The sequence below is a fragment of the Acidimicrobiia bacterium genome, from assembly GCA_040881685.1.
Taxonomy (GTDB): domain Bacteria; phylum Actinomycetota; class Acidimicrobiia; order IMCC26256; family PALSA-555; genus SHVJ01.
On record JBBECS010000003.1, the window covers coordinates 143035 to 167232 of the forward strand.

Below are 24198 nucleotides of genomic sequence, written 5' to 3' on the forward strand. Positions count from 1 at the left end.
CACATCGGGTCGATTCCGCAGGCTCCGTCTCCCGAGGCGCCGAGGGGCAAAGCCCCTCGTCACCGCCACCGCCCTGCGGGACGTTCGCTCGCGAGCCACTCTCTATCCCTCGAAGGTGGGCTTCACGCCGTCGGCTTCGGCCTTCGCCATGAGCCGCGTGTGCTCGGTGTCGTCGACCGCTTCGGCTTCGTCGATGAGCATGATCGGGATGTCGTCACGCACGGCGTATCGCCGCTTCAAGCGGGGGTTGTACAGGGCGGACTCGTCCTCGAAGTAGAGCAACGGGCCCTTGTCTTCCGGACAAGCGAGGATCTCCAACAGCTTCGCGTCAAGTGCCATGGGGGTGAGTCTGCCATCTTCCCCTCATTCGACCGCGCGGCGTTCGAGCGAAAGCGAGTGAGCTCGCAGCCGCTGGCGAGCGGCCGCGGCGGCGGGTATCCCGCCGTCGCAGCGAGCGCGGCCAGGGTCAGGTCTCGCCGCCGACGAGGGCGAGGACCTCGGCGGTGTGGGCCTCGCACTCGAGCGCGTTGGCGGCTTCGAGGTTGAGGCGGATGAGCGGTTCGGTGTTGCTCGGGCGGAGGTTGAACCACCAATCGTCGAGCTCCACCGTCAGCCCGTCGAGCCGGTCCTGCTGCTCGTTCGAGTATTCAGCGGCAACTGACTCGATCACGGCTGCGGGATCGTCGACACGACGATTGATCTCACCGGACGCCACGTAGCGCTCGAAGGGCTGGCGGAGAACCGACAGCGGCTCCTCGGTCTTCGAGAGCGCTTCGAGCACGACGAGCGCGGCGATGAGCCCGGAATCGGCGCGGAAGTTGTCTCGGAAGTAGTAGTGCCCCGAGTGCTCGCCTCCGAAGATCGCGCCGGTCTCGGCCATCACCTGCTTGATGTACGAGTGCCCGACGCGCGTGCGCACCGGCGTGCCGCCGAGCTCACGGACGACCTCCGGCACCGTCTTCGAGCAGATGAGGTTGTGCACGACCGTACGGTCGGCCGCCGGCGCATCGGCCGCAACCCGGCGAAGGATGGAGCTCGCGACGATCGCGGTCGTGAGCGAGCCCGACACCGGCTGGGCGCGGTCGTCGACCAGGAACACCCGATCAGCATCGCCGTCGAAGGCAAGTCCCACATCTGCGTCCTTGTCGACGACGGTGCGCTGGAGGTCTTTGAGGTTCTCGGGTTGGATCGGGTCGGCCGGGTGGTTCGGGAACGTGCCGTCGAGCTCACCGAACAGCATCGTCAGGTCGAACGGGAGCCCTTCGAGCGCGGCGGGCACGACCAGCCCACCGATGCCGTTCGCCGTGTCGGCCACGACCTTGAGCGGGCGGAGCGCGTCGACATCGACGAACGAGCGCACGTGGTCGACGAACGCCGGCAGCAGGTCGAGCTGCTCGTACCGGCCAGACTCCTCGGCCCGTTCGACCAGCTCGGCCACGACCGCCGCCTTGATCTGCGCCAGCCCGGTCTCCACCCCCACCGGGGCCGCACCGGCGCGGCACAGCTTGATGCCGTTGTACTGCGCAGGGTTGTGACTTGCGGTGAACATCGCCCCTGGCGCGTCGAGGTGGCCGGACGCGAAGTAGATGAGGTCGGTGGACGCGAGCCCGAGATCCACGACATCGGCCCCCGCCAACATCGCACCCTCGGTGAAAGCCGCGACCAGGGGCACGGACGACGGCCGCGCGTCGCGACCCACGAGCACGCGTGCCGCTCCCGTGAACCCGACGAACGCGTTGCCCACGCGCAGCGCGACCCCATCGTCGATCTGGTCGGGATACACGCCGCGGATGTCGTACGCCTTGAAGATGGCGTCGAGGTCTGCGCTCATGCGGTCGATGATCCCAGACTCTTGGTCGCGTTCGCTCGACGCCGCCACCACGGGCCGAACGCGAGGACCGAGAGGCCCGCAACACCCGCAAGCGTTCCGAGCCGCCCGAGCCACTCCGCGCCCGTCGTCCCGTAGTGGAGCGTGACGTCACGTTCGGTCGGGACCACGACCATGAAGTTGGGTGTCGCGCGGTATGGGCCGCGCGCTCCGTCGACCTCCCAGTTCGGGAAATACGAGGTCTTCACGTACACCGGCACGCCGGGGCGCGACACGTGAAAGCTGATCGAGTCGTCGGTGGCGCGGATCTTCGTGACCTGCGTCTGCGGAAGGCGCCGCTTGTCGAGGTTGCGAGCGCGCCTGGGACCCGCGTGCTGCCACGAGGTCGGACCTTCGTCCACGAGTGGGCGATCGAGCGCCCTGGGCGAGTCGAACCATGGCACCGCGATGCAGTCCTGCCATTCATGGCTCTCAACCGGAATCGCCTTGCCGTTCGCATCGACCTTTCCCAGCAGCTTTCCAACCCGCAGCTTGCACGCATGGTCCTCGCGCTTCGAGAGCGCGTCCACCACGACCGGCTGGAATTCGAGCGCCTCGACGAGCTCCGAGCTCCGCACCCGGTAGATGCTCCAGCCGAGCGGAGGCTTGTTGTCGGTATCGGGGGAAGTCGCCACGAGTCGTAGCCGCTCGTCAGCATCGGCGGCCGCTTTCGACTCGGCCGAGTGCGTGACGAAGTAGCGGACCCCTAACAGCTGGAGCCAGCGAACGCCGAGCGAGAATTCTGTCGAGTCGCGGTATGGCAGACCTCGAACCGCGTTGGACGCGTTGCCGGGCGCGGCAAGCGTGGCGACCGTCATGAAGTGGTACGGCGTCGTCGCTGACGCCTCGTAGTACACGCCCTCCATCGACCCGATGCGCCCGTCGGTCCAATACGGCAGCAGCATCAAGGCCAGCGGAGATCCGTACTCGTTGAGCTGCGTGTTTCCCTCCCAGGTGGCTCGCCCAGGCGGGAGGCTGTCGAGCGCGTCGATGAGGGACCGGTACTCCGGGTACGCCTTCGGGATCGTCTTGCCGCCGCCAGTCGTGTCCTCGTAGCCCAGGTAGTTCCAGTTGATCCAACCGGTGAGGAACCCGTCGGTTCGGTTCTTCTCCTGGTTCACATCGACCAACACGCCGATGGCGATGATCGGGGTGAGCAACGCGATCGTCACGGCACGAAGGAGCTTCGGCGACGTCACGGTCCCCCACTCGAGGGCGAACTTTCGCGCGAGCCATCCGGCGCCGCGGATCAGCTCGGACACGCCGAGGCCCATGAGCAGGAACACCGACACGTACCAGAAGGGCAGGAGCCGGAGGTTCCACACGGTGGTGGTCTGCACGTCTTCCCAGAACCGGAAGAGGACAGCACTGACGAGCGCCAGGAAGAGCAGCGCTCCCACGGTCTGCGCGTGTCGACCGCGGCGCACGACAGCGCCCGCGATCGCGATGCCGGTGAGGGTCAAGGCGCCCCACTCCCAGGGCATCCAGCCACCGACGAACTCCCACGGCAGCGCGGCGCCCTCGTCCACGCCCGTCAGTGACGGCGGGAAGAGGTAGCGCTCCGGATCGAGGTTCTGGTGGTCCTTGCACGTCGGGACGCCGGGCTTGTTGGCCTTCTCGGAGCAGGCGATCGCGTCGTAGCGCATGTCGGTCGTGTAACCCAGGGTCGCGACGAGGGGCAGCGCCCAGACCGCGCTCAGAAGGGCACCGACCGCGCCGATGGCCAGCGCTCGGCGCAGGTTGAACCACGGGCGATACGCAAGCCACACCGCAAACGCACCGACCGCGGCGAAGATCGCCACGATGAGGTGGCTCGTCACCGTGGCCGCGAGGAGAACGGCAGGAACCCATCGGAGCCGCCCGGTGCGAAGCGTGTACGCGAACATGCCCATGAAGGCGAGCGCGAGTGCCAGGGCGATCGTGAACGAGAACTCGCCGGCCAGGTTGCTCGCGAGCGTTCCCCCCGCGATGCGCTGGTTGAACGCGAGCGTCTCATCGCTCCCTGTGAAGAAGAGCCACGCGGTCGCGGCAACTGCGAAGCCGGCGGGCGCAGGATTCGGCGCGCGAATCCCGCGCCCGAAGACGTACGCGCCGAACGGAAGGAGGACCGGTCCGAGCGCGGTGATGAGCTTGAACGCGACGTTGTACGGCAGGACGACGTCGAGGACGATGATCAGCAGCGCCGGAAACGGGAAGTAGAACTGGCCGGCCGGGAACCCGGCATAGAAATCGGGGCTCCACCCGGCAAGCCGCCACGGCAACAGGTGGTCACGCAGGTAGGCCGGCCACCACACGTGCGCGGCGGTGTCGCCCCCCGACGGTGTCGTGTTGCGGAACAGCAGGTGCGGCTCCAGTTGCACGAAGACGAAGGCGCAGCACGCCGACAGGACGAGAAGGCCGACCCAGAGGTCGACCCGGTGGATCCACTCGGGTATCGGCCGGGACGGCGGGGGTGGCGGTGGAACGTCGGCCGTCGCCTCCCGCTCTGCCACGGCCGTCATGGGGACCAGCCTTGCAGGGCCGACGTGACGCGCCGGGGTCGCCCGAGCGCGCTCCCCGCGTCTTTACGTGTGGCTGGCGAGCTCGAGCACCCGCGTGAGCGGGATGTGCCCCTCGGCCGACTCCCAGGTCTGGGACTCGCAACGGCCGCAACGGCGGAACGTGAGCTGGGACCCGCCGACTCGAATGCGGATCTCGATGAGCGCACCCTTCGAGCACGAATCACATTGCATTTCCGACCTCCCAGTCGTCGCTCGCAGGGACGTATCGGCAGCGGAGGCTCGAAAACTTGAGCCGGTGGAGCATCCCGGATGCAAGGGATCTCAAGGCTCGAGGTCGAACAGCAGGCCGATCGCGGCCAGGAGGTTGAACCCGGCATGGAGGTAGATCGACTGCGAGAGGCTCCTGGTCTCGACCGCCCGCCAGGCCGAGATCAGGCCGAGCAGGAGCAGGGCCGGGACCGCGAAACCAGAGCCGGGGTCGAGGAGGACGTGGACGACGGCGAAGATCAGCGCCGAGACGAAGATGGCCCGCTCCGCGGGAAGGCGCCGTTGGAGGCTGCGCAGCAGCGCCCCGCGGAACAGCAGCTCCTCGCCGATCGGCGCGATCAACAGCACCCCGAATGCCAGGAGCCCTGCTTCGAGGCCGCTGGCTTCGTCGAAGATGCGGACCACATCCTGTGACCGCTCTTCGAGGCCACCGAGCTCGAGGATCGGCTGCACCATCGCCACCGAGACGATCGCCAGCCCGAAGCCGGCCGCCAGCCATCCCGAGTCGGCCAGTCGGAGACGCAGACCGAAGTCGGCCGTCAGGCTCCCCCGCCCCTTTCTCAGCGCGACGAACGCGAGCATCCCGACGGCGGCCCCGGTCTGGAACACGAGCCCGACGAACGTGGCCAACGCCTCGTCGCGAGGTAACAGCTCGCCGTTGGTGATGAAGGGGGCGAGCGCGAGGGCTGCGGCCACGAGCGACACGAACCACGCAATGGCGGCATCCGAGATCCCCCACCGGGGTGGGGTCGTGCTCGGCACCGGGGTCGCGCCCGCGCCGTCCATGCATTCACGGTACCGGCGCGCCCGTCGGGTGCCGTGGAATCCCGAGGACACGGGGGCGTAGACGGGGCCGTACGATGGGGAACTCGGATCGGCGCGTACGCCGGTTCGACCCCTCAGGAGCCCCCATGAGCCGCCCTCCGAACGAGATGCCCCAGGGTCGACGTTCCGCGGGCGGACCCGACCGGCGACCGGGTGATCGGCAGGGTCCCCCCGCGCCCGCACCGTGGGCGCGCACGCTGCCCTGGATCCTCATCGCGCTGCTCATCGGCGTGTTCGCGCTGACCAACGTGTTCTCGGCCGAGACCAGTGGCGCGAAGGAGCTCACCTTCTCCGAGTTCCGCGACGAGGTCGGCGCCGGGCGTGTCAAGAAGGTCGAGTTCGACACGACCACCGGCGACATCACCGGCCAGTTCAGGACCGCACAGGACGACACGAAGGACTTCACGAGCAAGGGACCGGCGCAGGATCTTCCCGAGGCGGTGGTCGACGAGCTCGAGGAACAGAACGTCGACCTCGAGTACACGACGCCGACGTCGAACTTCTTCCTCGACCTGCTCCCGCTCATGCTGCCGATCCTGGTGATCGTCGGCCTGTTCATGTGGATGAGCCGACGCGCCCAGGGCCAGATGGGTGCGGTGATGAACATCGGCCGCAGCCGGGCGAAGGTCTACAACACCGAGAAGCCCAAGACGACGTTCGAGGACGTTGCCGGCTACGGCCCGGTGAAGGCCGAGATCGCCGAGGTCGTGGACTTCCTCAAGCATCCCGGCAAGTTCAAGCAGATCGGCGCGCGCATCCCGAAGGGTGTGCTGCTGGTCGGCCCGCCGGGTACCGGCAAGACGCTCATCGCCCGCGCGGTCGCCGGGGAGGCCGGCGTGCCGTTCGTGTCGGTCACCGGGTCCGACTTCATGGAGATGTTCGTGGGCGTCGGCGCCGCTCGCGTGCGCGACCTGTTCCAGACCGCGCGCAAGCAGGCACCAGCGATCGTCTTCGTCGACGAGATCGACTCGATCGGGCGCAAGCGCGGCGCCGGTCTCGGTGGTGGCCACGACGAGCGCGAACAGACGCTGAACCAGATGCTCGCGGAGATGGATGGGTTCGAGGCCACCGAAGGCATCGTGATGCTCGCGGCGACCAACCGTCCCGACGTGCTCGACTCCGCACTGCTGCGGCCCGGTCGCTTCGACCGCCAAGTCGTCGTGCCGCTCCCGACCCAGGAGGAGCGCGCCGACATCCTCAGGGTCCACATGCGCGACAAGAAGATCGGCCCCGACGTGGACGTCAATGTGATCGCGCGCGGCACCCCGGGCATGGCCGGCGCCGACCTCGCCAACCTCGTCAACGAGGCCGCGCTGTTCGCGGTGCGCAGAGGGTTGGCAGAGGTCCACGCCGAAGACTTCGACGCGGCACGCGATCGAGTGCTCATGGGTCTCAAGCGCGAGTCGATGGCCATCAACGAGGAAGAGAAGGAAGTCATCGCGTACCACGAAGGTGGGCACGCGGTCCTGGCGTATGTGCTCGATCACTCCGACCCGGTGCACAAGGTGACGATCCTCCCTACCGGCATGGCCCTGGGCGTCACCCAGCAGCTTCCCGAAGAGGAGAAGCACATCTACAAGCGCGAGTACATCGCCGATTCCATCGCGGTGGCTCTGGGCGGGCGCATCGCCGAGGAAGTGGTGTTCGGCCATGTGTCCACGGGCGCCCAGAACGACCTCGTGCGCATCACCGAGATGGCCCGCAAGATGGTGCGCGAATGGGGGATGTCAGAGCGCATCGGCCCGATGGCCTGGGGGGCACAAGGCGCGGTCTTCCTCGGCGAAGACCTCGTGCACACCCGCGACTACTCCGACGACACCGCGCGCGTCATCGACGAAGAGGTCGAGCGCATCCTGCGCGAGGAGGAGAGCAGGGCCCGACGGGTGGTGCGCCTCCACCGCCGCGGGCTCGACGCGGTCGCGAAGGCGCTCCTCGAGCGGGAGACCCTCGACGGCGCCGAGGTGGGCGCGCTCGTCGACGAGGCGATGGGGCGCAAGGCCGGCGGCTTCCGCAAGGTCAAGCGCGCCGACGGCAGCGTCGTCGAGATGCGGCCGGCGGTGGACAACGGAGCCAAGAAGGAGCGCAAGGCACCGGCCACCCCGCGGCGGGCGACGCGCGCTCGCTAGCTGCTTCCTTCGGACCACTCAGACTTCGAGCTCGCCGAGCGTTGGCTCTGGGGTCGTGCCTGGGGATCTGACTTCGGCTACTGCTGCCCAGAGGTCGGTGGCTGTGGTCGCGCCGATGAACGCTCGGTGGACGACGCCGTCGTGGTCGGCGACGAGGATCATCGGGATCGCGCTGATGTCGTAGCGCTCGTGGAGGTCTCGGTCGGCCTCGAAGGAGCATTCGGCCGTCGCGACCTGGGAACACTCGAGCACCTCCACCTTTGGCCCGAGTCCCTGACAACCTGCGCACGTCGCGGACGAGAAGTACGCGACGAGCCACGACGCGTCCGACCTCGGAAAGTCGGCCCGAGCGAGCTGGCGGGGAATGGGATGGGCGTCACGCGGTGGCGCCTCGGGCGGACGGCGACGAAGCCGCCACGCGACGAGCGCGGCGACCGCGAGGATCGCCGCCGCGACACCAAGCCGAACTCCCATCAGCTTCCCCGCTCACGGCGCTGCGCGCCCTCATTGGTCGCCGTCGCGAGCGACGGCGCCGTGCTCCGGCGGTCGGCAAAGCCGCCGCCTCCGCCGGGCCGCACCTCTCCACTTCGGCGAACGGTTCGCTGCGATCGCCGCACGATACGTGCGTCGCGGCCGCTCACCTCAGGGATCGGGGATGCCGGACGACATCGAGATGCCGGCCCCCAGGATGAGCCGACCGACGACGATGAGACCGTCGGCCTCGATCACGATCACCTGATCGGGGCGGATCCCGATCTCGGAGAGGCGGAACTCCGCCCGTTCGCCGGGTCCGACCGCTCGCGCCGGTGCGCTGACCGGGCTGTTCGGATCGCCCGCCGTGTAGGCATAGAGCTGCACGGTCAGCGGACGGTTCGTCACGTTGACCGCACTGATCACGGCCTCGCTTGCGTCATCTGGGCGGCCGACCGCGAACGCCCACCGTCGAGCAACGGTGGCGGATCCGTGCGTGCTCGCGACACCCGTGACCACGGCGGGCACGGCCCATGTTCCGAACGCCTCAACGACAACGGGCGCGCCGCGCGTCACGCGCACATCGACCGTGTACGTGCTCCCGACCGGAACTCGGTTGATGAGATCGACGCGCTCCACGCTCTCACCAGGCACATCAACGGATTCGGGCTCGAGTGCGGTCTCGCCATCGACAACGACGCGCACGTCGACCTGCGCAGCCGTCGCGGCGAAGTTGGCGATCGAAATGGATTGGGTCACTCCCGATTGACCGTCGCCCACCGGGAACGACCAGCGCAACGCAGCGCCAGTGACGCCGAGCGACGCGGCGAAGCCGCGGCGGATGTCGATGCCGTCGAACTTCAACGATCGCTCCGCGACGATCCGACCGATGCGCGCGTGGACGGCGATGGCCAGCTCCTCTTCGCGGAGCACCTGTTCGTGCACTGCCACAGAGACCCGCGACCGACGCGGCACAGCGAGAGACTCCGTGGCGCCGGGAGACTCCTCCCCCGAGGTCGTGAGGAACGACACGTCGACGATGGCGTCCTCCCCGAACGGGTTGAACAGCGTGAGCCACTCCTGGGCTCCGAGCACCGTCGTTCCGCCCGCGAAGAACCAATCGCGTGCGGCAGCACGCGCACACGGACCGACCGCGACATCGTTGTTGGCGCGCAGCTCGTGCTCGACGATCGCCGGGCCGCCGAGCACTTCGACCACCACACCCGGGTCGTCGTCTTCGGCCAGATCAGCCACCGGGACTCGCTCCTGAGCGAGCGGAGGGATCTGGCGGTGCTCAACGGCAGGAGTGTGGTCAGGGCCCCGCAACACCGTCACGGTCGCATCGACGGGTCGCGTCGCAAGGTTCGCGATCAAGATGGTCTCCGTGGCGCGACCGGTCTCCGTCGAGCTGCCCTCGGAGCAGAACCATGCAACCGAGACCGCGTCGTCGCCGGGCACGGTCGGCCCGTCGATCGCCGAGGTGAGCGTCGGGAAGGAAGGCAGCGTCCTCGAGGAGCCCCGCTCCGCCACGACCACGCCCACGGCAAGCAGCGCGACGAGCACGAGCGCCGGGATGCGAGGAACGGGGCGGGACGGCCGTCGACTCACTGGCCCTCCCAGAAGTCGGCATCGCCGAAATCGATCTCTTCCTGGATCCGGCGCCGCTCGCGCCGCTCTTCACGGTGGGGGCGAACGCGCACCTTGGCCAGCTTGCGGCGACCCCACGCCCACCACGTCAATGCGACCACCCACAACGCCGCCTGGAACAGGAGCAGCCCATAGCGTCGGGATTGACCGGAGTGCCGGAAGGACACTCCGCCGCGGGCTTCGTGCGTGAACGCATTCGTGTAGCCGAACGCGCGTCCGTGCGGGAGATCCGTGTCGTCGACGCGTGCGCTCCAACCATCGTCATAGGCCTCGGCAAGCAGCAGCGTCCCTGGTTTCACGGAGCCACCGCGAACCGGGCGAGCGCGCGCCAAATCGACACGTACGGCGCTGCGCAGCGGATCGACCCCTCCGATCGGCACGGGATCGGAGTTGTCCGCGGCGACAATTGCTCGCGCAGGAACCCAGGCAAGGTTCTCGTACAGGACGAGGCCGGGCTCGCTGCCGAGACGCGCCAGGTCGAGCTGGTTGCCGAGCGCGCCCGCGACGCCTGGTGGCTCCGGTCCGCGTTCGCCGTCCAGTCCATTGCGACGCGCCAACGCCACGTAGCGAATCCCCGACGGCGCGAGCATCCGACCGAACCGGCTCGTCTGCCCGGCGCGCACCGAACGGAGCGCTCGCTCGATCACGCGGTCGGCCGATGTCTCTGGTGCGCGCAAGAGCTCACGCGCGTCACCCGGACCATTTCGGGTCATCGACCACGACAACGTCGCGTCGACCTCCATCGGATCGAGCGGCAGCGCCTCCGCCGCGCCGACCCAGAGGATGCGGAACTCACCCTCGTCGAGCGCGTCTCCGGTGAACGACAGGACCGGCGCCCAGGAGTCGGGTGCGCGCCATCGCCCGTCGACAACGTCGCCAAGGAAGCCGAACGACGCGAGCACGAGGCCGAGCGCGCCGATCACGCCGCCGGCCTGCGCCGGTCCGACGCGGGATTGCTTGAGGCGCTCACCCAAGGCGGTGATCCCGAGTCCGGCTGCGATCGCGATGCCGAGCGCCGCAAGCGCGAGCCCGGCCTCTGGCACAACGGTCGGCGAGTCCGGAGCCACCGCCGCGGGGATGACAGCCACCGCGTACCCCGCGATCGCCATCATCCAGGCGCGCGTGACCCACGCGAGACGTGGTCCGTTCGCGATGAGCATTCCAGCGACAGCTGCGGCAAGCACCCCCCAGCTCGCCACGCCCGCGCCGTTCGGTCCGCTCTCGAAGCGGAGGACCGCGGAGATCGACAGGTCGGGTCGGAACCCGAGGCCGAGCGCGCCAGGATCGTCGCTCGAGTCCAGCAACGTTCCGGTCCACGGGATGAGGAGCACCGCGGCGCCAATCACGCCGATCAGCGCGGCTCCGAGCGAGCGCAAGGCCGCGGCTGCGTCCCCCACGACGATTGCCGCGACCAAGACCGCGCCCGCCACGACCACGCCCACCAGTGCGCCGGGCGGATACCACGCGCCCAATACGGCCGTCGCGATCGCGAGACCCAGCAAAGGACGCCGCGCGTTTCCGATCACGCCTGGGAAGCGCCCGGCGCGCAGCACGAGCAAAGCGATGAACGGGGCGAACGCGAAGAGGACGAGCGGGCCGAGGCGTCCGCTGGCCACGGCGTTGCGCGGCATCGCACTCACGCCGTACGCGAGGGCGGCGATCCCGGCGCCACCGATACCTCCGTCGAACGCGCGTCCGATGCGATACGCCCCGAGCACGCCGACCGCGAAGGCACCCACCACAACGAGCGTCTGAGCAAAGCCGGTGGCGCCGAGGAACACCGTGCCGAGCCCGGCCATCATCGCCAGCACCGGCGGGGCCACGACGTCCGATCCGAGCCCCGTGTGCCGCCACGCCGACGTGAGCTCACCGCCCAAGGAGGCGACGTCGGGCCACCGCACCATCGTGCCCACCTGCGGCACACCATCGGTGAACAGGTCGCGCGAGCCCACCACCAGGAGCACGAAGAACGCGATGAGTGCGATCGCGGCCGGGTGGCGCATGAACTCCGCGAACGTGTCGAGCGCATCCCGACCCCGTTCGCCAATCGACTTCATGCGGACGTCGGCATGGTGCTGTGAGAGGAAGGCGCCGGCGCGAGCGCCCGCGCCCACCTGGAGCTCATAGAGATCTCGGTCGCGAACCCGCCGCAGCTCCTGGGCACGTCGACGTGCCGGACGCAGATGACCGAAGTGCAGCAGGTTCCAGACCCACGCGCCGAGCTCCGCAAATGCTCCGGCGCGTCGACTGGTCAAAGCGAACGCGATCGCCTCGACGAACGCGACCACGACGGCGGTGGGGACCACACGCAACAACGTCGCGGCCGAATAGCAGGTGAGGACGACGCGGACCCTTCTGCGCGCGAGCTCGCGTCGAGAGGGCTGGTCCCCCGCCGCGCGCTGTCCAGCGGCCTCACCGTGACGAGCCCGCGCGTCTGGCGCAACCATGACCCGCGCACCGGCGAGACGAGCGCGCCAGCACAGATCGAGGTCTTCTGATCCCGGGAACGTGTCGGGGTCGAAGCCTCCGAGCTCGTCGAAGAGATCGGCCCGCACGAGCATGGCGGCGCTCGACACGTAGAACACGTCACGCACGGCGTCGTGCTGCTCCTGGTCGATCTCGCCCGGTTCGATGCCGGTGTGCGTTCCACCGAGCCGGTCGATCGCGCACCCGACCGCGAGGATCACCTCCGGGTTGTCGACGGCCACGAGCTTCGGCCCGACGATCGCCGCGTTCGAGCGGTACGCCTCCTCCACCATCACCCGCACGGCGGTCGGGTCGAGCACCACGTCGTCGTGGCACACGAGGAAGAACGTCGCGCCCTGCACGGCGGCGAGCGCCTCGTTGGCTGCGCCACCAAAGCCAGGACTGCCGGTGACCCGGCGCACGAACGCGCCCGGCAGTGCGGCTCCCACCCTGGCCGTGGGGTCCTCGCCCGACCCGGCGTCGACGACGAGGACCGACAGCGCCGGGTAGTCCTGGGCCCCGAGCGCGGCGAGCGCGCGTTCGAGGAATGGGCCCGGGTTCCTGGTGACCACCACGACCACGACTGGCGGTGCGACCTCCTCGGGGATCTCCGTGGGCTCCGCCGTCGCCATCGGCCCGGAGGCTACCGGCGGGCTTCGGCATTGCCCGGCAAGGGAAACCGGCCGCCCGCGCGCCGCTTGTGACTGTGGGCACAAGCGCTTGCAATCGTTAGCATTTACGCGTACCGTAGTGAGCGGTCCGGGGCACCCAGTGATCCCTCTCCCCGACGCCTCGACCGACAGAGACGAAGCGAAGCCCTGGCCGGATGGCCGGGAGGGCGCAGCGGAGTCGACCAGACAAAAGGAGCAACTGATGCAGCAGCTGACCGAGACCGTGAAGCAGCGGGTGCGCGATGGCGCGTCGCTCGCCGTCGGCGTCGGCGTCCTTGGCTACCAGGCCGCCCGCACAGGCGCCGAAGAGGCCCAGAACCGCGTGAGCGCGTCGGTGAAGGACGCTCGTGGCGCGGCCGAGCAGGGCGCCCGCCGTGCGTGGGAGCAGATCGAGGTGCTCGGCACCGAGGTGCTCGAGCGCGTCGAGCCGGTGATCGCGCGGGTGTCTGACCGCGTCGAGCCGCTGATCGGCGACCTCGCCGTGCGCGTCGAGCCCTACGTGGATCGCATCCAGGCCCGCGCCCAGGCGCTGGCCCGTCGGCCCGTCACCGAGAGCAAGACCGAGACCCCGACGAGCGTCGACGCCTGACGCACGTCCGCACCATCTGAAGCGACCCCGAGGGGCATCCCCTCGGGGTCGTTTTCATCTCCATGTCTGTCGAACCGGCACCAAAGGGAGTAGCCCGTGCCGCGCCGGTAGCCTTCCGCGCATGTTGACCGCGTTGGCGGGGGGCGTCGGGGCGGCGCGCTTCCTCCGGGGGCTCGTCGCCGTCGTGCCACCCGAGCAGATCACTGCCATCGTGAACACCGGCGACGACGACGTCTTTCACAGCCTGCACGTGAGTCCCGATCTCGACAGCGTCACGTACACGCTCGCCGGCGCGAACAACACCGAGACCGGATGGGGACTCGAAGGGGAGACCTTCCACGCGATCGACGCGCTCGAGCGCTACGGCAGCCCGACGTGGTTTCGCCTCGGCGACCGCGACCTGGCGACCCACCTGTATCGGACCGAGCGCCTCCGCGCCGGCGCACCCTTGTCCGGCGTGACCGCCGAGATCGCGACCGCGTGGGGTGTGAGCACCCGGCTCCTGCCGATGACCGACGACCGCGTGGCCACACGGATCACCGCCGAGACGGCCGGTGGCATCGAAGAGCTCGCCATGCAGGACTGGTTCGTGCGGCACCGCGCCGAGGCGCCCGTCGTTGCCGTGCGGTTCGAGGGCGCCGAGCAGTCTCAGCCGGGCCCCGGCGTGATGGACGCGCTCGACCAGGCCGAGACGATCCTCGTGTGCCCGAGCAATCCCGTGATCTCGATCGGTCCGATCTTGGCCGTGCCCGGCATCCGCGAAGCGCTCGCCGCCCGGAGGGACCGGGTGGTGGGTGTCAGTCCGATCATCGGCGGTCGACCGGTGCGCGGCCCCGCCGACCGGCTGATGGGCCCGCTGGGCATCGAGGTGTCGTGCGTGGGAGTCGCGCGCTCGTATCGCGACTTCTGCTCGACCCTGGTCATCGACGCAGCCGATGCCGAGCACGCACCCGCCGTCGAGTCCCTGGGCGTGCGCGCGGTCGTGGCCGACACGCTGATGCGCAACGCCCGCGTCGCGGCGGCACTCGCCCGCGAGACGCTCGCTGCCGTGGCGTGACGATCACGGTCATCCCCATCCGGGGTGTGCCCGAAGTGCGCCCCGGTGACGAGCTGGCAACGTTGATCGCCGACGCCGCGGCGCAACAGGACACACCCCTCGCGGCCGGCGACTGTCTCGTGGTGACGCAGAAGGTCGTCTCGAAGGCCGAGGGTCGGTTGGTCGAGCTCGACCCTGACGATCGCGAGGCGCGAACCCGCCTGGTGGAGTCGGAATCGGTCCGGGTGCTCCGCCGGCGTGGCGATCTGGTCATCAGCGAGACACGTCACGGGTTTGTCTGCGCGAACGCCGGTGTCGACCTCTCGAACGTCGAGCACGGCCTCGCCGCGCTGCTCCCGATCGACCCCGATCGATCGGCCCGGCACGTACGGGATGCGCTCGGCGCTCGACACGGGGTCGAGGTGGCCGTGGTCGTGTCCGACACCTTCGGTCGCCCGTGGCGGATCGGCCTCACCGACGTGGCGATCGGCGTCGCGGGGATCGCCGCCGTGCTCGACCTCCGCGGCGCCCTCGACGCGCAGGGTCGGGAGCTCCAGGTGACCGAGGTGGCGCTCGCCGACGAGATCGCGGGTGCCGCCGAGCTCGTGATGGGCAAGGCCCAATCTGTGCCGGCGGCGATCGTCCGCGGTCTCGACTCGACGTGGCTCCGAGACAGCTCCGCGCGCGAGCTCGTGCGCAACCCCTCCGAAGACCTCTTCCGGTGAGCGAGCGTCCGCGACGCACGTATCGTGCGGCGCAGCGAGCGGTCGCCGAGGTAGAGAGGAGCGGCCCGGCCCGAAGGGCCGAGAGCGGGAAGAGTGAGAGCGTGACCGTTCCCGAGCTGCTCGTGGCGCGGCGTTCGATCCGCGCGTTCCGTGCTGAACCCGTAGCGCGTGACGTCCTGGACGCGCTCGTAGAAGCCGCGTGCCTCGCGCCAGCCCCGCACCACTCACGCCCGTGGCGATGGGTGGTCGTGGACAGTGCCGACGCCAAGCGCGACCTGGCCGACGGCATGGGCGCGAGGTGGCGTGAGGATCTGCGCGCCGACGGGCTCGATGACGACCGCATCGAAGAGCTCGTTGGCGCGTCGCACGAGCGCCTCACCCACTCGCCCGCATCGATCCTCGGCTGTCTCACCTGGGACGGCCTCGATCGCTATCCCGACGAGGCCCGCCAACGCGCGGAGTGGGGCATGGCGCTGCTCTCGCTCGGCGCCGCGGTTGAGAACCTCATGCTGGCTGCGGCCGACGCCGGGCTCGCGTCGTGCTGGGTGGCCGCCCCGATCTTCTGCCCCGAAACCGCGCGCGACGCGCTCGAGCTGCCCGACGACTGGCTCCCCCACGCACTCGTGCTCGTCGGCCATCCTGCCGAGGACTACCTGCCCCGCGCACGTCCACCCCTACCTCTCGGGGATCTGCGCTCGTTCCGCTAGTTCTCCCCTTGATTTCTGAACCAGTCGATGGATCGCTCGAGGCCCTCTTCCAGCGACGTGTACGGCTTCCAGCCGAGGTGGATCGCGGCCCGACCGGGGTCGAGCGCCGAGCGGTTCAGCTCTCCTGTGCGCAGCGGTCCGTAGCGAGCTGGCTCGGGATAGCCCGTCGCACGCGCCATGAGGTCGAAGAGCTGCTGCACGCTCGTCTCGACGCCGCTGCCGATGTTCACGATCAGCCCGCCACCCTTGTCGGCGGCGCGCGCGAAGGCGTCCACCACGTCGTCGACGAACACGAAGTCGCGCGTCTGCTCACCGTCGCCGTAGATCGTCGGGCGCACACTCGCCAGGAGCTTCCCTGCGAAGATCGCAACCACGCCGGCTTCTCCATGCGGGTCTTGGCGCGGCCCGAACACGTTCGCGAGCGCGAGTACCGAGTACTCCAGGCCGTGGATCTCGCGGTAGTAATGCAGGTAGTCGCCGACCGCCTTCTTCGACACGCCGTACGGCGACAGCGGCCGCTGCGGGTGCCCTTCCCGAGTGGGCGTCGCGTCGGGCACGCCGTACAACGTGCCGCCGGACCCTGCGAACACCACCTTGCGAGTGCCGGCCTCCAGCGCGGCATTGATCACGTTCAACGATCCGAGGATGTTCACCTCTGCGTCGAGCATCGGGTTCGAGACCGACACGCGCACGTCGGCTTGCGCGGCCAGATGGAACACGACCTCGGGCTTTCGATGCGCGATCAGCTCGCGCATGGCGTCGGACCGGACATCCAGACGCTGGAAGGTCATCTTCCGCTGACGCTGTGCGCGCGCGTCAGCCAGGTTGGCCAACGATCCTGTCGAGAGGTCGTCGACCACATCGACGTCGTACCCCTCCGCGAGCAGACGGTCCACGAGGGTCGACCCGATGAAGCCCGCGCCACCGGTGACGAGTACGCGCACCTCGACTCCTCAGCTCGCGGTCGCGACGGGGACGCGACCACCAACGAGGGTTGAGCCGGCGGAAACACGCGCGCCGGCACCCACGATTGAGAGATCGAGAACACTCGCACGGGCGTCGACGCACGCGTCGGCGCCGACGATCGATGTCCGCGCGACCGCGCCGTCAGCTACGAGCGCGCGTGCGTGCAGGACCGAACCATCGACGACCGCGTCCAGTCCGACCTGGGCACCTGGCCCGATCGTCGAGGCCGAGACGCGTGCACCGCGCGCGAAGCACGCGCCGGCACCGATGAGCAGCGGCGCTTCGAAGGTCGCCGCTGTGAGGTCGATCTCGCCTTGGACCCACACGCCGGGTGACGCCTCCTGCGCGTCCGGCACCGGCGGAAGCCCCAAGCGCCCGGCAAGCACGTCGGCGTGCGCGTCCAGGTAGGTCTGCGGTGTGCCCACATCGAGCCAGTAGTCGTCGGTTCCCAAGGCATACACCTTCCCGCGTTCTTCGAGCAGCCCGGGGAAGGTCTCACGCTCGATCGACACGGCGACCCCAGCCGGGATGCGGGCGAACACCTCAGGCTCCAGCACGTACGTCCCCGCGTTGATCCAGTCGCTCGGCGACGTTCCCGGTTTCGGCTTCTCGACAAACGCCTGAACCTCACCGTCGGGGTACGTGGGCACTGCTCCCAGAGCCGACGGGTCCTCAACGTGCGACAGGTGAATCGTCGCCGCGGCATCGCGGTCGACATGGAATTCGACGAACGCTCGGAGGTCGAGCGTGGTGAGCACGTCGCCGTTGCACACGACCACGCGTTCATCGATGCCTGCTTGCTCGACGGCGAAGCGAATGGCACCGGCGGTTCCGAGCGGCTCCGGTTCGACGGCGTACACGAGGCGCATCGCACCGAACCGGTCACGAGGGAAGTGGTGGACGAACGCGTCAGGCAGGTACCCGAGCGAGAGCACGACCTCGTCGACGCCGTACGCGCCCAGCCACGCGAGCTGACGCTCGATGAGCGGCCGACCGCCGACCGGCAGCAGCGGCTTGGGTGTCGTGAGGGTCAGCGGACGAAGGCGCGTGCCCTCGCCGCCGACGAGCACGACGGCTTTCACGGCGTGGCGGTTGCCGGACCGGTGGTCGACGTGGTGGCGCTCGACGTGGTGGTGGTCGGGGCTTCGCCACCCGGCCCCGCGGTGCTGCACGACTTCACGTCGAGCGCTTCGGGTGTCTCCTGGCCGGCGTCGGGGTCGGGTGCCTCGAACGCGTTCGGCGGCACGCCGATGGCTTCACCCTTGGGGAGGAACGCGAGCGCGACCACATGGAGATCTTGGAGCTTGTAGTCGGCGGGGTTCCCGGTCCGGCCCGTGCAGTCGACCGACCACTTCACGACGCCGGTGCGGCCGGCCATCGTGGAGCCGGGAGGGCACTTGTCGCCGTTCGACCAGGTGGTGGTACCGGGTTCGACCGCGGGGCCCGCCCAGACGTCGAACGAGTCCTCGGCGACCGTCCACCCGCCGTTGTGGAAGTAGCGGCCGAGCGTCGCGTTGTCGCCCGCGTCGGCGCTGGAGTACGGGTGGATGTGGATGAAGCCGTCGCCGTGGGTGTGCAGCCCGGCCTGGATGTTGCTGTCGGTGACATTGTGGAACTCGAGCGGCTCGGAGAGCCACTCGCCACACACGTTGACGCCGAGCGCCTCGTGCCAGTGGTCATAGAAGTCGCTCGTCACCGGGTTGATGCCCGCGAGTGGGTGGACGTCGTTGCCCCCCGCCGACGTGACGATCCCGGTCACGCCCGCGGCGACGATCAGCGCGAGCGCCCCGTAGTACCAGCGCGCGCCGCCGCGCTTCTTGGGGCGCCGCACCTTGGCTCGTATGCGGGCGCGGGAGTACTTGTTAGATCTGGCCATGACCGCGTCGAGGCTACCCGGTCGGTCTCGAACTGACGGGCCGCGACCGGCGCCCACCGAGCGCGTGGGCGAGCGCGGCGAGGCCGAAGCGCACGGAGAGGTAACCGAACGCCGGGACGAGGAGCACGCGGCGCCATCCATGCCAGCGCTTCGCCGCGAAGCGCAGGAGCGATCGATGATGCGAGAGCAGCATCCGGTACGGCCGCCGCGCCGTGCTCGCACCCTGCACGTGGACGACCTCGCCTCCCGGTTCGTAGGCAACCCTCCACCCGGCCCCGCGCAGTCGCCAGCAGAGGTCCACGTCCTCGACGTACATGAAGTAGCCCGCATCCCAGCCACCCACGGCATCGAGCGCGCTACGACGGAGCCACACGGCTGCGCCTGACACGAAGCCGACGTCGCGTGGCTGCGAGGGATCGGCGTCGAGCTCGCGGTAACGGCGGGTGAAGCGGTTGCCGGGTTTGAACAGGCCGAGCACACCGTGACCGACCGCGTCCCGCAGGCGCGGGATCGAGCGCGCCGACGGATATTGCGTACCGTCGACGTTGCGAACCGATGGACCGACCGCGCCGAGATCCGGCTCGTGGTCGAACCTTGCGAGCACTGCGCTCGCAGTTCCGGCTTCGACACGCACGTCGCAGTTGCAGACTGCGACGACGGGCCCAGTCGTCACAGCGGCTCCCGCGTTCGCGGCGCTTGCATACCCGCGGTTGCGATCGGGCGTGATCACCTGGACGTCAGGCACCAGCGAACGCAATCGCTCGATCGAGCCGTCGGTGGACCCGTTGTCCACGACGACGATCTCGGCCGCGCCGGCCGAGGTGTCGGCGAGCAACGACTGCACGCATTCGGCCAGGAGGTCGCCGGCCTCGTAGTTCACGACCACCGCCGCCCACCGGGGCTCGCTCACCATTCCCGCTCTCGGTGCTTCGCACCGGGCCGCTCGGGCCCCATTCGCTGCGGGCCGGGGACCAATTCGCCGGTCGACTCCGCAGGCTCCGTCTCCTGGTCGTCGACCGGCAAAGCCGCCCGACTTCCGTCCCGCCGACGCTCACTCATGTCAGCAGGGCGGGATCTTGGGTGCCGGCTTGCCGAGCTCGCTCAAGTCCGCGACCGGTGCGGGTGCCAGCCCCTCCTCCGTCACCGGCACCAGTGTGTCCGCGACGCCTGTGGTGGACGTGGTCAGCGACTCGGGCACCAGGATGCTCACGAAGTCGGCACCGAGCACCAAGACGACGTCGGCGCCTTTGAGCGAGGGGTCGAGCACCAGCCGGGCCGAGGGCTCGACGTAGGAGAGCACGAGCTTGCCGGCGTCTTGCTCACCCGGCGCGTAGCGAACCTCAGTAAGCGCCACCTCTGCTCGCGCATCGCTACGCGCGCCGGCGCGCTTGAACCCGATCTTCGCGAGCTCGTCGAGCGCAGCGGTTGCCGTGTCGACCTGCCCGGTTCCGTCCAGGACCCGAAGCTTCACGTCGGAAGGCGCCGCGGAGCTCGTGGTGGCCACACTGCCGAAGTCACCGAGGAGCTTGGCCATCTCGCGCCACGCCGGGTCATCCGGGTACAGCACCGAGGCACCATTTTGCGCAGGGCCCGACTTCCACGGGAAGGTCCTCATGTCGAGCGCGCTCTGGTCGTTGGCGTTCACCGTGCGGAACGCCTCGACGATCGAGAGGATGTCGTCCTTCGCCAACCCCTCATCGGCTTTCAAGTTCTGCACGACTTCGTTGGTGATGTCGAGCGCAGTGAAGGGGTCGTTGAGGCTCCTCGCCACCGCGAGCCCAGCCATGGACCGGATGAAGGATTGCTGGCGCTCGATGCGGCTGATGTCGGGAACGATGTCTGCAGACACCCAATCATCGGTCTCGAGGTTGAGGTACTCGAGCGAGCGCGACCGCACGTAGGCGAGGCTCGCCGGTCCATCGAGTCGACGGCATCCGGGCGTACGAACGAAGAGGTTCGTGTTGGCGTCGCGTGCCGGGTATGGGAAGTACGTCGGCACGCTGCCGATCGCCTTGACGATGCCCTCGAAGCTCTGGAAGTCGACCTCGATGTAGTGGTTGATCTCGATCCCGAAGTTGGCCTTCAGGGTCGCGATCGTCTTGTCGGCACTGATGTTGAACGCGTAGTTGATCTTCTCCATCCCGACACCGGGAACATCGACCCAGAGGTCACGCGGGAACGACACCACCAACGTGCGCTGCGCTCCCGGCTCCACGTGAACGACCATCATCGTGTCGGACCGCTTGCCTTCGACGTCCTCTTGGTTGCCGAACGCCTCTTCCTGCCCTGCGTTCTCCACGAACTCACGCGTGTCGGAGCCGATCACGAGATAGTTGGCCCCCTCGGGCGGCGCGGCTGCCGTCGCAACTTTGACGGCGTCGATCTCGTCGATCTTTTGATCGATCACATAGTTGACCGCCACCACCGCAACGATCATCAACAGCGCGGAGACGCCGAATGCGACCGCGTAGCGCCCGGCGAAGGCGCGACGGGCTGACGACGGGTTCTCCATGGAGTGGTCATGGTACCGAAGCGATTTCGTGCGGTTCCCTCGGACTCGTCGCCTACCCTCCCGAAGTGGTGCTCCGTCCCACGATTCCCGAGCTCGCGTCCACACCAGTGGTGATGCGCGCCGGGTCCACAACCATCGTCGCCGCGGATCCGGTCGAGGTCGTCACCGCACATCGCACGGACGCGCTGCGCGCGCTCGACGAGCTCACACCCGGCTGGTGGGCCGGCGTGCTCACCTACGACCTCGGGCGGTCGGTCGAACGCGTCACGTGCCGCCTCGCAGCCGACCCCGAGCTCCCCGATCTCGTGCTGGCCCGGTACGACGCCCGGCTGCTGATCACCGACACCGGGACCAACCTCGTCGGATCACCCGATGCACGCTCACGGCTCGAGCGGCGTGTCGAGCGCGCGCCTCGTGTCGCGGATCCGACGCAGCTCGGGTCAGCGCGATCCACCCTGGAGAAGCACGAGTTCGAAGCCGGTGTTCGTGCGATCGTCGCACTCATCGAGTCCGGCGAGTGCTACCAGGTGAACCTCACTCGCCAGCTCGCGTGGGACCAGGGCGCCGATCCGATCGCGCTCTTCCACTCCCTCGCCGATCGCAATCCCGCACCCCATGCCGCACTCGTGACGCTTCCTGTCCTCCCTGGCGCCGAGACCGTTGTCGTGTCGTCGTCGCCCGAGCGGTTCCTTGCCTGGCGCGGCCGTGATGTGGAGACCCGCCCGATCAAGGGAACCGCAGTCGACGCGGCATGGTTGCGCGCGAGCGCGAAGGACCGTGCCGAGAACGTCATGATCGTTGATCTCGCGCGCAACGATCTCGGTCGCGTGTGCGAGTACGGAACGGTTCACGTCCCGGAGCTGTGCGGCGTCGAGGCTCATCCGGGCCTGCACCACCTCGTAAGCACGATCCGCGGTCGTCTTCGCGAAGGCGTTGGACCTGGCGGACTCGTGCGGGCGACCTTCCCCCCGGCTTCGGTCACGGGCGCACCCAAGCCGCGCGTCCTCCAGGCCATCGAGGATCTCGAACCGACGCGCCGCGGTGTGTACTGCGGGGCGATCGGATGGCTCGATACCGAGCGCGACGAAGGCGACCTCGCCGTCGCGATCCGAACCTTCGTCGTGGACAGCGAGGGGACGCGCCTCGGTGTGGGTGGGGGCATCGTCGCCGACTCCGACCCGGCCGCGGAGTGGCGCGAGACCGAGCTCAAAGCCGCGCAGCTGCTGGTCGCCGCTGCGGGGCAGCGAGCAAACGGAGAGAGCGAGCTTGCAGGAGCGGCGAGCGTCCCGAAGGGCGGTCGCAGGCATCCCGCGACCGAGCGAGCGCGACCAGAGTGATGATCATCTGCTTGAACGGGCAGCTCGTCGACGAGCACGAGGCGCGAATCTCGCCGTTCGATCACGGATTGCTTGTCGGTGACGGCGTCTTCGAGACGCTGCGCGTGTACGGAGGGGTTCCCTTTGCGTGGCGGCGCCACTACGAACGGCTCGTCCACTCGGCGCACGGACTCGGATTGGCCGTCCCCGAGCTCGCCGCGCTGCGGGCCGCGGCCGACGGAGTGCTGAACGCCAACGGTCTGCACGACGCGCGGCTCCGCGTGACCGTGACGGGCGGACCTGCGCCACTCGGGTCCGAGCGCGGGGATGCACCACCCACCGTCGTCGTCGCCGCGACCGTGCTCAAGCAATGGCCGCCGACAGAGGCGGTCGCAACCGTGCCCTGGCCGCGCAACGAACGCGGCGCGACCGCTGGGCTCAAGACGATCTCGTATGCCGAGAACGTGCGCGCCCTCGCGTACGCGTACGAGCGAGGCGCGAACGAGGCCATCTTCCACAACACGCGTGGCGAGCTCTGTGAGGCGACCGGGTCGAACCTGTTCGTGGTGCTCGACGGGGTCGCGGTCACTCCGCCGGGCGACTCGGGATGCCTGCTGGGCGTGACGCGGGCACTTGTGCTCGAGCTCGGTCGGGAGCACGGCATTGCCGTCGAGGAACGCTCGTTGACGCCAGATGCGTTCGCCAGGGCACAGGAAGCGTTCCTCACCTCCACCACCCGAGAGGTGCACCCCATCGCCAACGTCGACGACCGCGAGCTCCCTGCCGCGCCCGGCCCCGTGACGGAACAGCTCGCTGAAGCGTTCAAGGAGCTCGTCGCGACGAATCTGGATCCATGACGCACGACGTCACGGGTGTCGCAAGTGGACCACGTCGCCAGCGGCGACGACCTCGCTGATTCCATCTTCGTTCGTGACGACCAGCCGACCGGCTTCGTCGATGTCGGTCGCGGTTCCCTCGATGGCGCGCGTGCCGAGGTCCACCCGCACGCGGCGGCCCAACGTTGCCAGCACGGACCGATATGCAGCTGGCACCCCGTCGAGATCGTCGAGCTGCTCGGCCAGACGATCGAGGAAGGCAGCCAACAACTCGGCTCGGTCGACCGGCCGGCCCGCCTCGAGGTTGCACGCGGTCGCGCGCTCGGCAAGCTCTGGGGGGAAGTCGACCCATTCCACGTTGCAGCCAAGGCCGATCACGACCGCACCGATCTCACCGTTGGCCGTCAGCTCGGTCTCCGCGAGGATGCCGGCCAGCTTCCGGTCCACCACGACGAGGTCGTTCGGCCACTTCACGTCCGCACGCAACGAAGCGACCTGCTCGACAGCCGCGCGCAACGCCACGGCCGCGGCCATCGTGAGCACATGGACCTGTTGGGTATCGATGCGGGGCCGCAGCAGCACTGACACGAGGAGCGACGATCCCGACGGTGCGCTCCACGTTCGCCCGCGACGCCCCCGGCCTGCCGTTTGGTGATCTGCGACTGCGACCAGTCCTTCCGGCGCGCCGCCGCGCGCCTCGTCGAGCAGCCACCGGTTCGTGGAATCGATGGTGTCGAAACGTCGAACTCGCCAGCGTCCGACCCGGCTGGCGGGTTCGTCACCCATCGCCCGTA

General features: G+C 69.0%; 21 protein-coding genes. 7 read left to right on the forward strand and 14 right to left on the reverse strand.

Going from position 1 to position 24198, the window contains the following annotated elements; genetic code table 11:
• Nucleotides 1-102: 102 nt before the first annotated feature.
• From WEE69_01880 to WEE69_01900, 5 genes are all read right to left on the reverse strand, one after another.
• Nucleotides 103-339, reverse strand: coding sequence for a Trm112 family protein (locus WEE69_01880; GenBank protein MEX1144037.1), 237 nt, complete (start codon nucleotides 337-339; stop codon nucleotides 103-105).
• A gap of 127 nt (nucleotides 340-466) precedes the next feature.
• Nucleotides 467-1831: a phosphomannomutase/phosphoglucomutase gene (manB, locus tag WEE69_01885; GenBank protein ID MEX1144038.1), complete on the reverse strand. Its 1365-nt coding sequence runs from the start codon at nucleotides 1829-1831 to the stop codon at nucleotides 467-469.
• Nucleotides 1828-4368, reverse strand: coding sequence for a hypothetical protein (locus tag WEE69_01890; GenBank protein ID MEX1144039.1), 2541 nt, complete (start codon nucleotides 4366-4368; stop codon nucleotides 1828-1830). Before WEE69_01890 ends, manB begins: the two co-directional genes overlap by 4 nt.
• A gap of 63 nt (nucleotides 4369-4431) precedes the next feature.
• On the reverse strand, nucleotides 4432-4599 hold the full coding sequence (locus WEE69_01895; protein ID MEX1144040.1) for a hypothetical protein: 168 nt from the start codon (nucleotides 4597-4599) through the stop codon (nucleotides 4432-4434).
• A gap of 90 nt (nucleotides 4600-4689) precedes the next feature.
• The gene (locus tag WEE69_01900; protein MEX1144041.1) at nucleotides 4690-5421 is read right to left on the reverse strand and encodes a CPBP family intramembrane glutamic endopeptidase; all 732 of its coding nucleotides are present in this window, start codon (nucleotides 5419-5421) and stop codon (nucleotides 4690-4692) included.
• Nucleotides 5422-5546: 125 nt separating this feature from the next.
• On the opposite strand from WEE69_01900, the gene ftsH reads away from it, so the two are divergent.
• Complete coding sequence (ftsH, locus tag WEE69_01905; protein ID MEX1144042.1) at nucleotides 5547-7586, forward strand: ATP-dependent zinc metalloprotease FtsH; 2040 nt, start codon at nucleotides 5547-5549, stop codon at nucleotides 7584-7586.
• Between the two features lie 18 nt (nucleotides 7587-7604).
• On the opposite strand, the gene WEE69_01910 is transcribed toward ftsH, so the two are convergent.
• The 3 genes from WEE69_01910 to WEE69_01920 all read right to left on the reverse strand — a co-directional run bounded on the left by WEE69_01910 (nucleotide 7605) and on the right by WEE69_01920 (nucleotide 12802).
• On the reverse strand, nucleotides 7605-8060 hold the full coding sequence (locus WEE69_01910) for a thioredoxin family protein (protein MEX1144043.1): 456 nt from the start codon (nucleotides 8058-8060) through the stop codon (nucleotides 7605-7607).
• A gap of 168 nt (nucleotides 8061-8228) precedes the next feature.
• Entirely contained in the window at nucleotides 8229-9665 is a 1437-nt protein-coding gene (locus WEE69_01915) for a DUF5719 family protein (protein MEX1144044.1), read from the reverse strand.
• The gene (locus WEE69_01920) at nucleotides 9662-12802 is read right to left on the reverse strand and encodes a glycosyltransferase (GenBank protein MEX1144045.1); all 3141 of its coding nucleotides are present in this window, start codon (nucleotides 12800-12802) and stop codon (nucleotides 9662-9664) included. The genes WEE69_01915 and WEE69_01920 overlap by 4 nt, the downstream gene beginning before the upstream one ends.
• A gap of 241 nt (nucleotides 12803-13043) precedes the next feature.
• On the opposite strand from WEE69_01920, the gene WEE69_01925 reads away from it, so the two are divergent.
• The 4 genes from WEE69_01925 (at nucleotide 13044) to WEE69_01940 (ending at nucleotide 15898) form a co-directional block, all read left to right on the forward strand.
• On the forward strand, nucleotides 13044-13430 hold the full coding sequence (locus tag WEE69_01925) for a hypothetical protein (GenBank protein MEX1144046.1): 387 nt from the start codon (nucleotides 13044-13046) through the stop codon (nucleotides 13428-13430).
• Nucleotides 13431-13551: 121 nt separating this feature from the next.
• The gene (gene cofD / locus WEE69_01930) at nucleotides 13552-14487 is read left to right on the forward strand and encodes a 2-phospho-L-lactate transferase (protein MEX1144047.1); all 936 of its coding nucleotides are present in this window, start codon (nucleotides 13552-13554) and stop codon (nucleotides 14485-14487) included.
• On the forward strand, nucleotides 14484-15191 hold the full coding sequence (gene cofE / locus WEE69_01935; GenBank protein MEX1144048.1) for a coenzyme F420-0:L-glutamate ligase: 708 nt from the start codon (nucleotides 14484-14486) through the stop codon (nucleotides 15189-15191). The genes cofD and cofE overlap by 4 nt, the downstream gene beginning before the upstream one ends.
• A gap of 101 nt (nucleotides 15192-15292) precedes the next feature.
• The gene (locus WEE69_01940; protein MEX1144049.1) at nucleotides 15293-15898 is read left to right on the forward strand and encodes a nitroreductase family protein; all 606 of its coding nucleotides are present in this window, start codon (nucleotides 15293-15295) and stop codon (nucleotides 15896-15898) included.
• Here WEE69_01940 and WEE69_01945 read toward each other — a convergent pair.
• The 5 genes from WEE69_01945 to WEE69_01965 form a co-directional block, all read right to left on the reverse strand.
• Entirely contained in the window at nucleotides 15895-16842 is a 948-nt protein-coding gene (locus tag WEE69_01945) for an NAD-dependent epimerase/dehydratase family protein (GenBank protein ID MEX1144050.1), read from the reverse strand. The two genes, WEE69_01940 and WEE69_01945, sit on opposite strands and share 4 nt — an antisense overlap.
• A gap of 9 nt (nucleotides 16843-16851) precedes the next feature.
• Nucleotides 16852-17946, reverse strand: coding sequence for an NDP-sugar synthase (locus WEE69_01950; protein MEX1144051.1), 1095 nt, complete (start codon nucleotides 17944-17946; stop codon nucleotides 16852-16854).
• Complete coding sequence (locus tag WEE69_01955) at nucleotides 17943-18740, reverse strand: hypothetical protein (protein ID MEX1144052.1); 798 nt, start codon at nucleotides 18738-18740, stop codon at nucleotides 17943-17945. The genes WEE69_01950 and WEE69_01955 overlap by 4 nt, the downstream gene beginning before the upstream one ends.
• A 13-nt stretch (nucleotides 18741-18753) precedes the next feature.
• Nucleotides 18754-19650 carry a glycosyltransferase family 2 protein gene (locus WEE69_01960; protein MEX1144053.1) on the reverse strand — a complete coding sequence of 299 codons (897 nt, stop codon included), beginning with the start codon at nucleotides 19648-19650 and terminating at the stop codon, nucleotides 18754-18756.
• Nucleotides 19651-19800: 150 nt separating this feature from the next.
• The gene (locus tag WEE69_01965; protein MEX1144054.1) at nucleotides 19801-21252 is read right to left on the reverse strand and encodes an LCP family protein; all 1452 of its coding nucleotides are present in this window, start codon (nucleotides 21250-21252) and stop codon (nucleotides 19801-19803) included.
• A 65-nt stretch (nucleotides 21253-21317) separates the two neighbouring features.
• Between WEE69_01965 and WEE69_01970 the strand changes: the two genes are divergently transcribed.
• Both WEE69_01970 and WEE69_01975 read left to right on the forward strand, forming a co-directional pair.
• Nucleotides 21318-22589: an anthranilate synthase component I family protein gene (locus tag WEE69_01970; protein MEX1144055.1), complete on the forward strand. Its 1272-nt coding sequence runs from the start codon at nucleotides 21318-21320 to the stop codon at nucleotides 22587-22589.
• The gene (locus tag WEE69_01975) at nucleotides 22589-23425 is read left to right on the forward strand and encodes an aminotransferase class IV (GenBank protein MEX1144056.1); all 837 of its coding nucleotides are present in this window, start codon (nucleotides 22589-22591) and stop codon (nucleotides 23423-23425) included. The genes WEE69_01970 and WEE69_01975 overlap by 1 nt, the downstream gene beginning before the upstream one ends.
• Nucleotides 23426-23434: 9 nt before the next feature.
• On the opposite strand, the gene WEE69_01980 is transcribed toward WEE69_01975, so the two are convergent.
• Nucleotides 23435-24190 (reverse strand): biotin--[acetyl-CoA-carboxylase] ligase, encoded by a 756-nt coding sequence (locus WEE69_01980; protein MEX1144057.1) that lies wholly within the window; start codon nucleotides 24188-24190, stop codon nucleotides 23435-23437.
• Nucleotides 24191-24198 lie beyond the last annotated feature (8 nt).

Coding starts and splice junctions, on each gene's coding strand:
- WEE69_01910 (MEX1144043.1), bottom strand. CDS start 8,060: ATGGGAGTTCGGCTTGGTGTCGCGGCGGCGATCCTCGCGGTCGCCGCG.
- WEE69_01890 (MEX1144039.1), bottom strand. CDS start 4,368: ATGACGGCCGTGGCAGAGCGGGAGGCGACGGCCGACGTTCCACCGCCA.
- WEE69_01965 (MEX1144054.1), bottom strand. CDS start 21,252: ATGGAGAACCCGTCGTCAGCCCGTCGCGCCTTCGCCGGGCGCTACGCG.
- WEE69_01895 (MEX1144040.1), bottom strand. CDS start 4,599: ATGCAATGTGATTCGTGCTCGAAGGGTGCGCTCATCGAGATCCGCATT.
- WEE69_01880 (MEX1144037.1), bottom strand. CDS start 339: ATGGCACTTGACGCGAAGCTGTTGGAGATCCTCGCTTGTCCGGAAGAC.
- WEE69_01920 (MEX1144045.1), bottom strand. CDS start 12,802: ATGGCGACGGCGGAGCCCACGGAGATCCCCGAGGAGGTCGCACCGCCA.
- WEE69_01925 (MEX1144046.1), top strand. CDS start 13,044: ATGCAGCAGCTGACCGAGACCGTGAAGCAGCGGGTGCGCGATGGCGCG.
- WEE69_01900 (MEX1144041.1), bottom strand. CDS start 5,421: ATGGACGGCGCGGGCGCGACCCCGGTGCCGAGCACGACCCCACCCCGG.
- WEE69_01975 (MEX1144056.1), top strand. CDS start 22,589: ATGATCATCTGCTTGAACGGGCAGCTCGTCGACGAGCACGAGGCGCGA.
- WEE69_01980 (MEX1144057.1), bottom strand. CDS start 24,190: ATGGGTGACGAACCCGCCAGCCGGGTCGGACGCTGGCGAGTTCGACGT.
- cofD (MEX1144047.1), top strand. CDS start 13,552: ATGTTGACCGCGTTGGCGGGGGGCGTCGGGGCGGCGCGCTTCCTCCGG.
- WEE69_01955 (MEX1144052.1), bottom strand. CDS start 18,740: ATGGCCAGATCTAACAAGTACTCCCGCGCCCGCATACGAGCCAAGGTG.
- manB (MEX1144038.1), bottom strand. CDS start 1,831: ATGAGCGCAGACCTCGACGCCATCTTCAAGGCGTACGACATCCGCGGC.
- ftsH (MEX1144042.1), top strand. CDS start 5,547: ATGAGCCGCCCTCCGAACGAGATGCCCCAGGGTCGACGTTCCGCGGGC.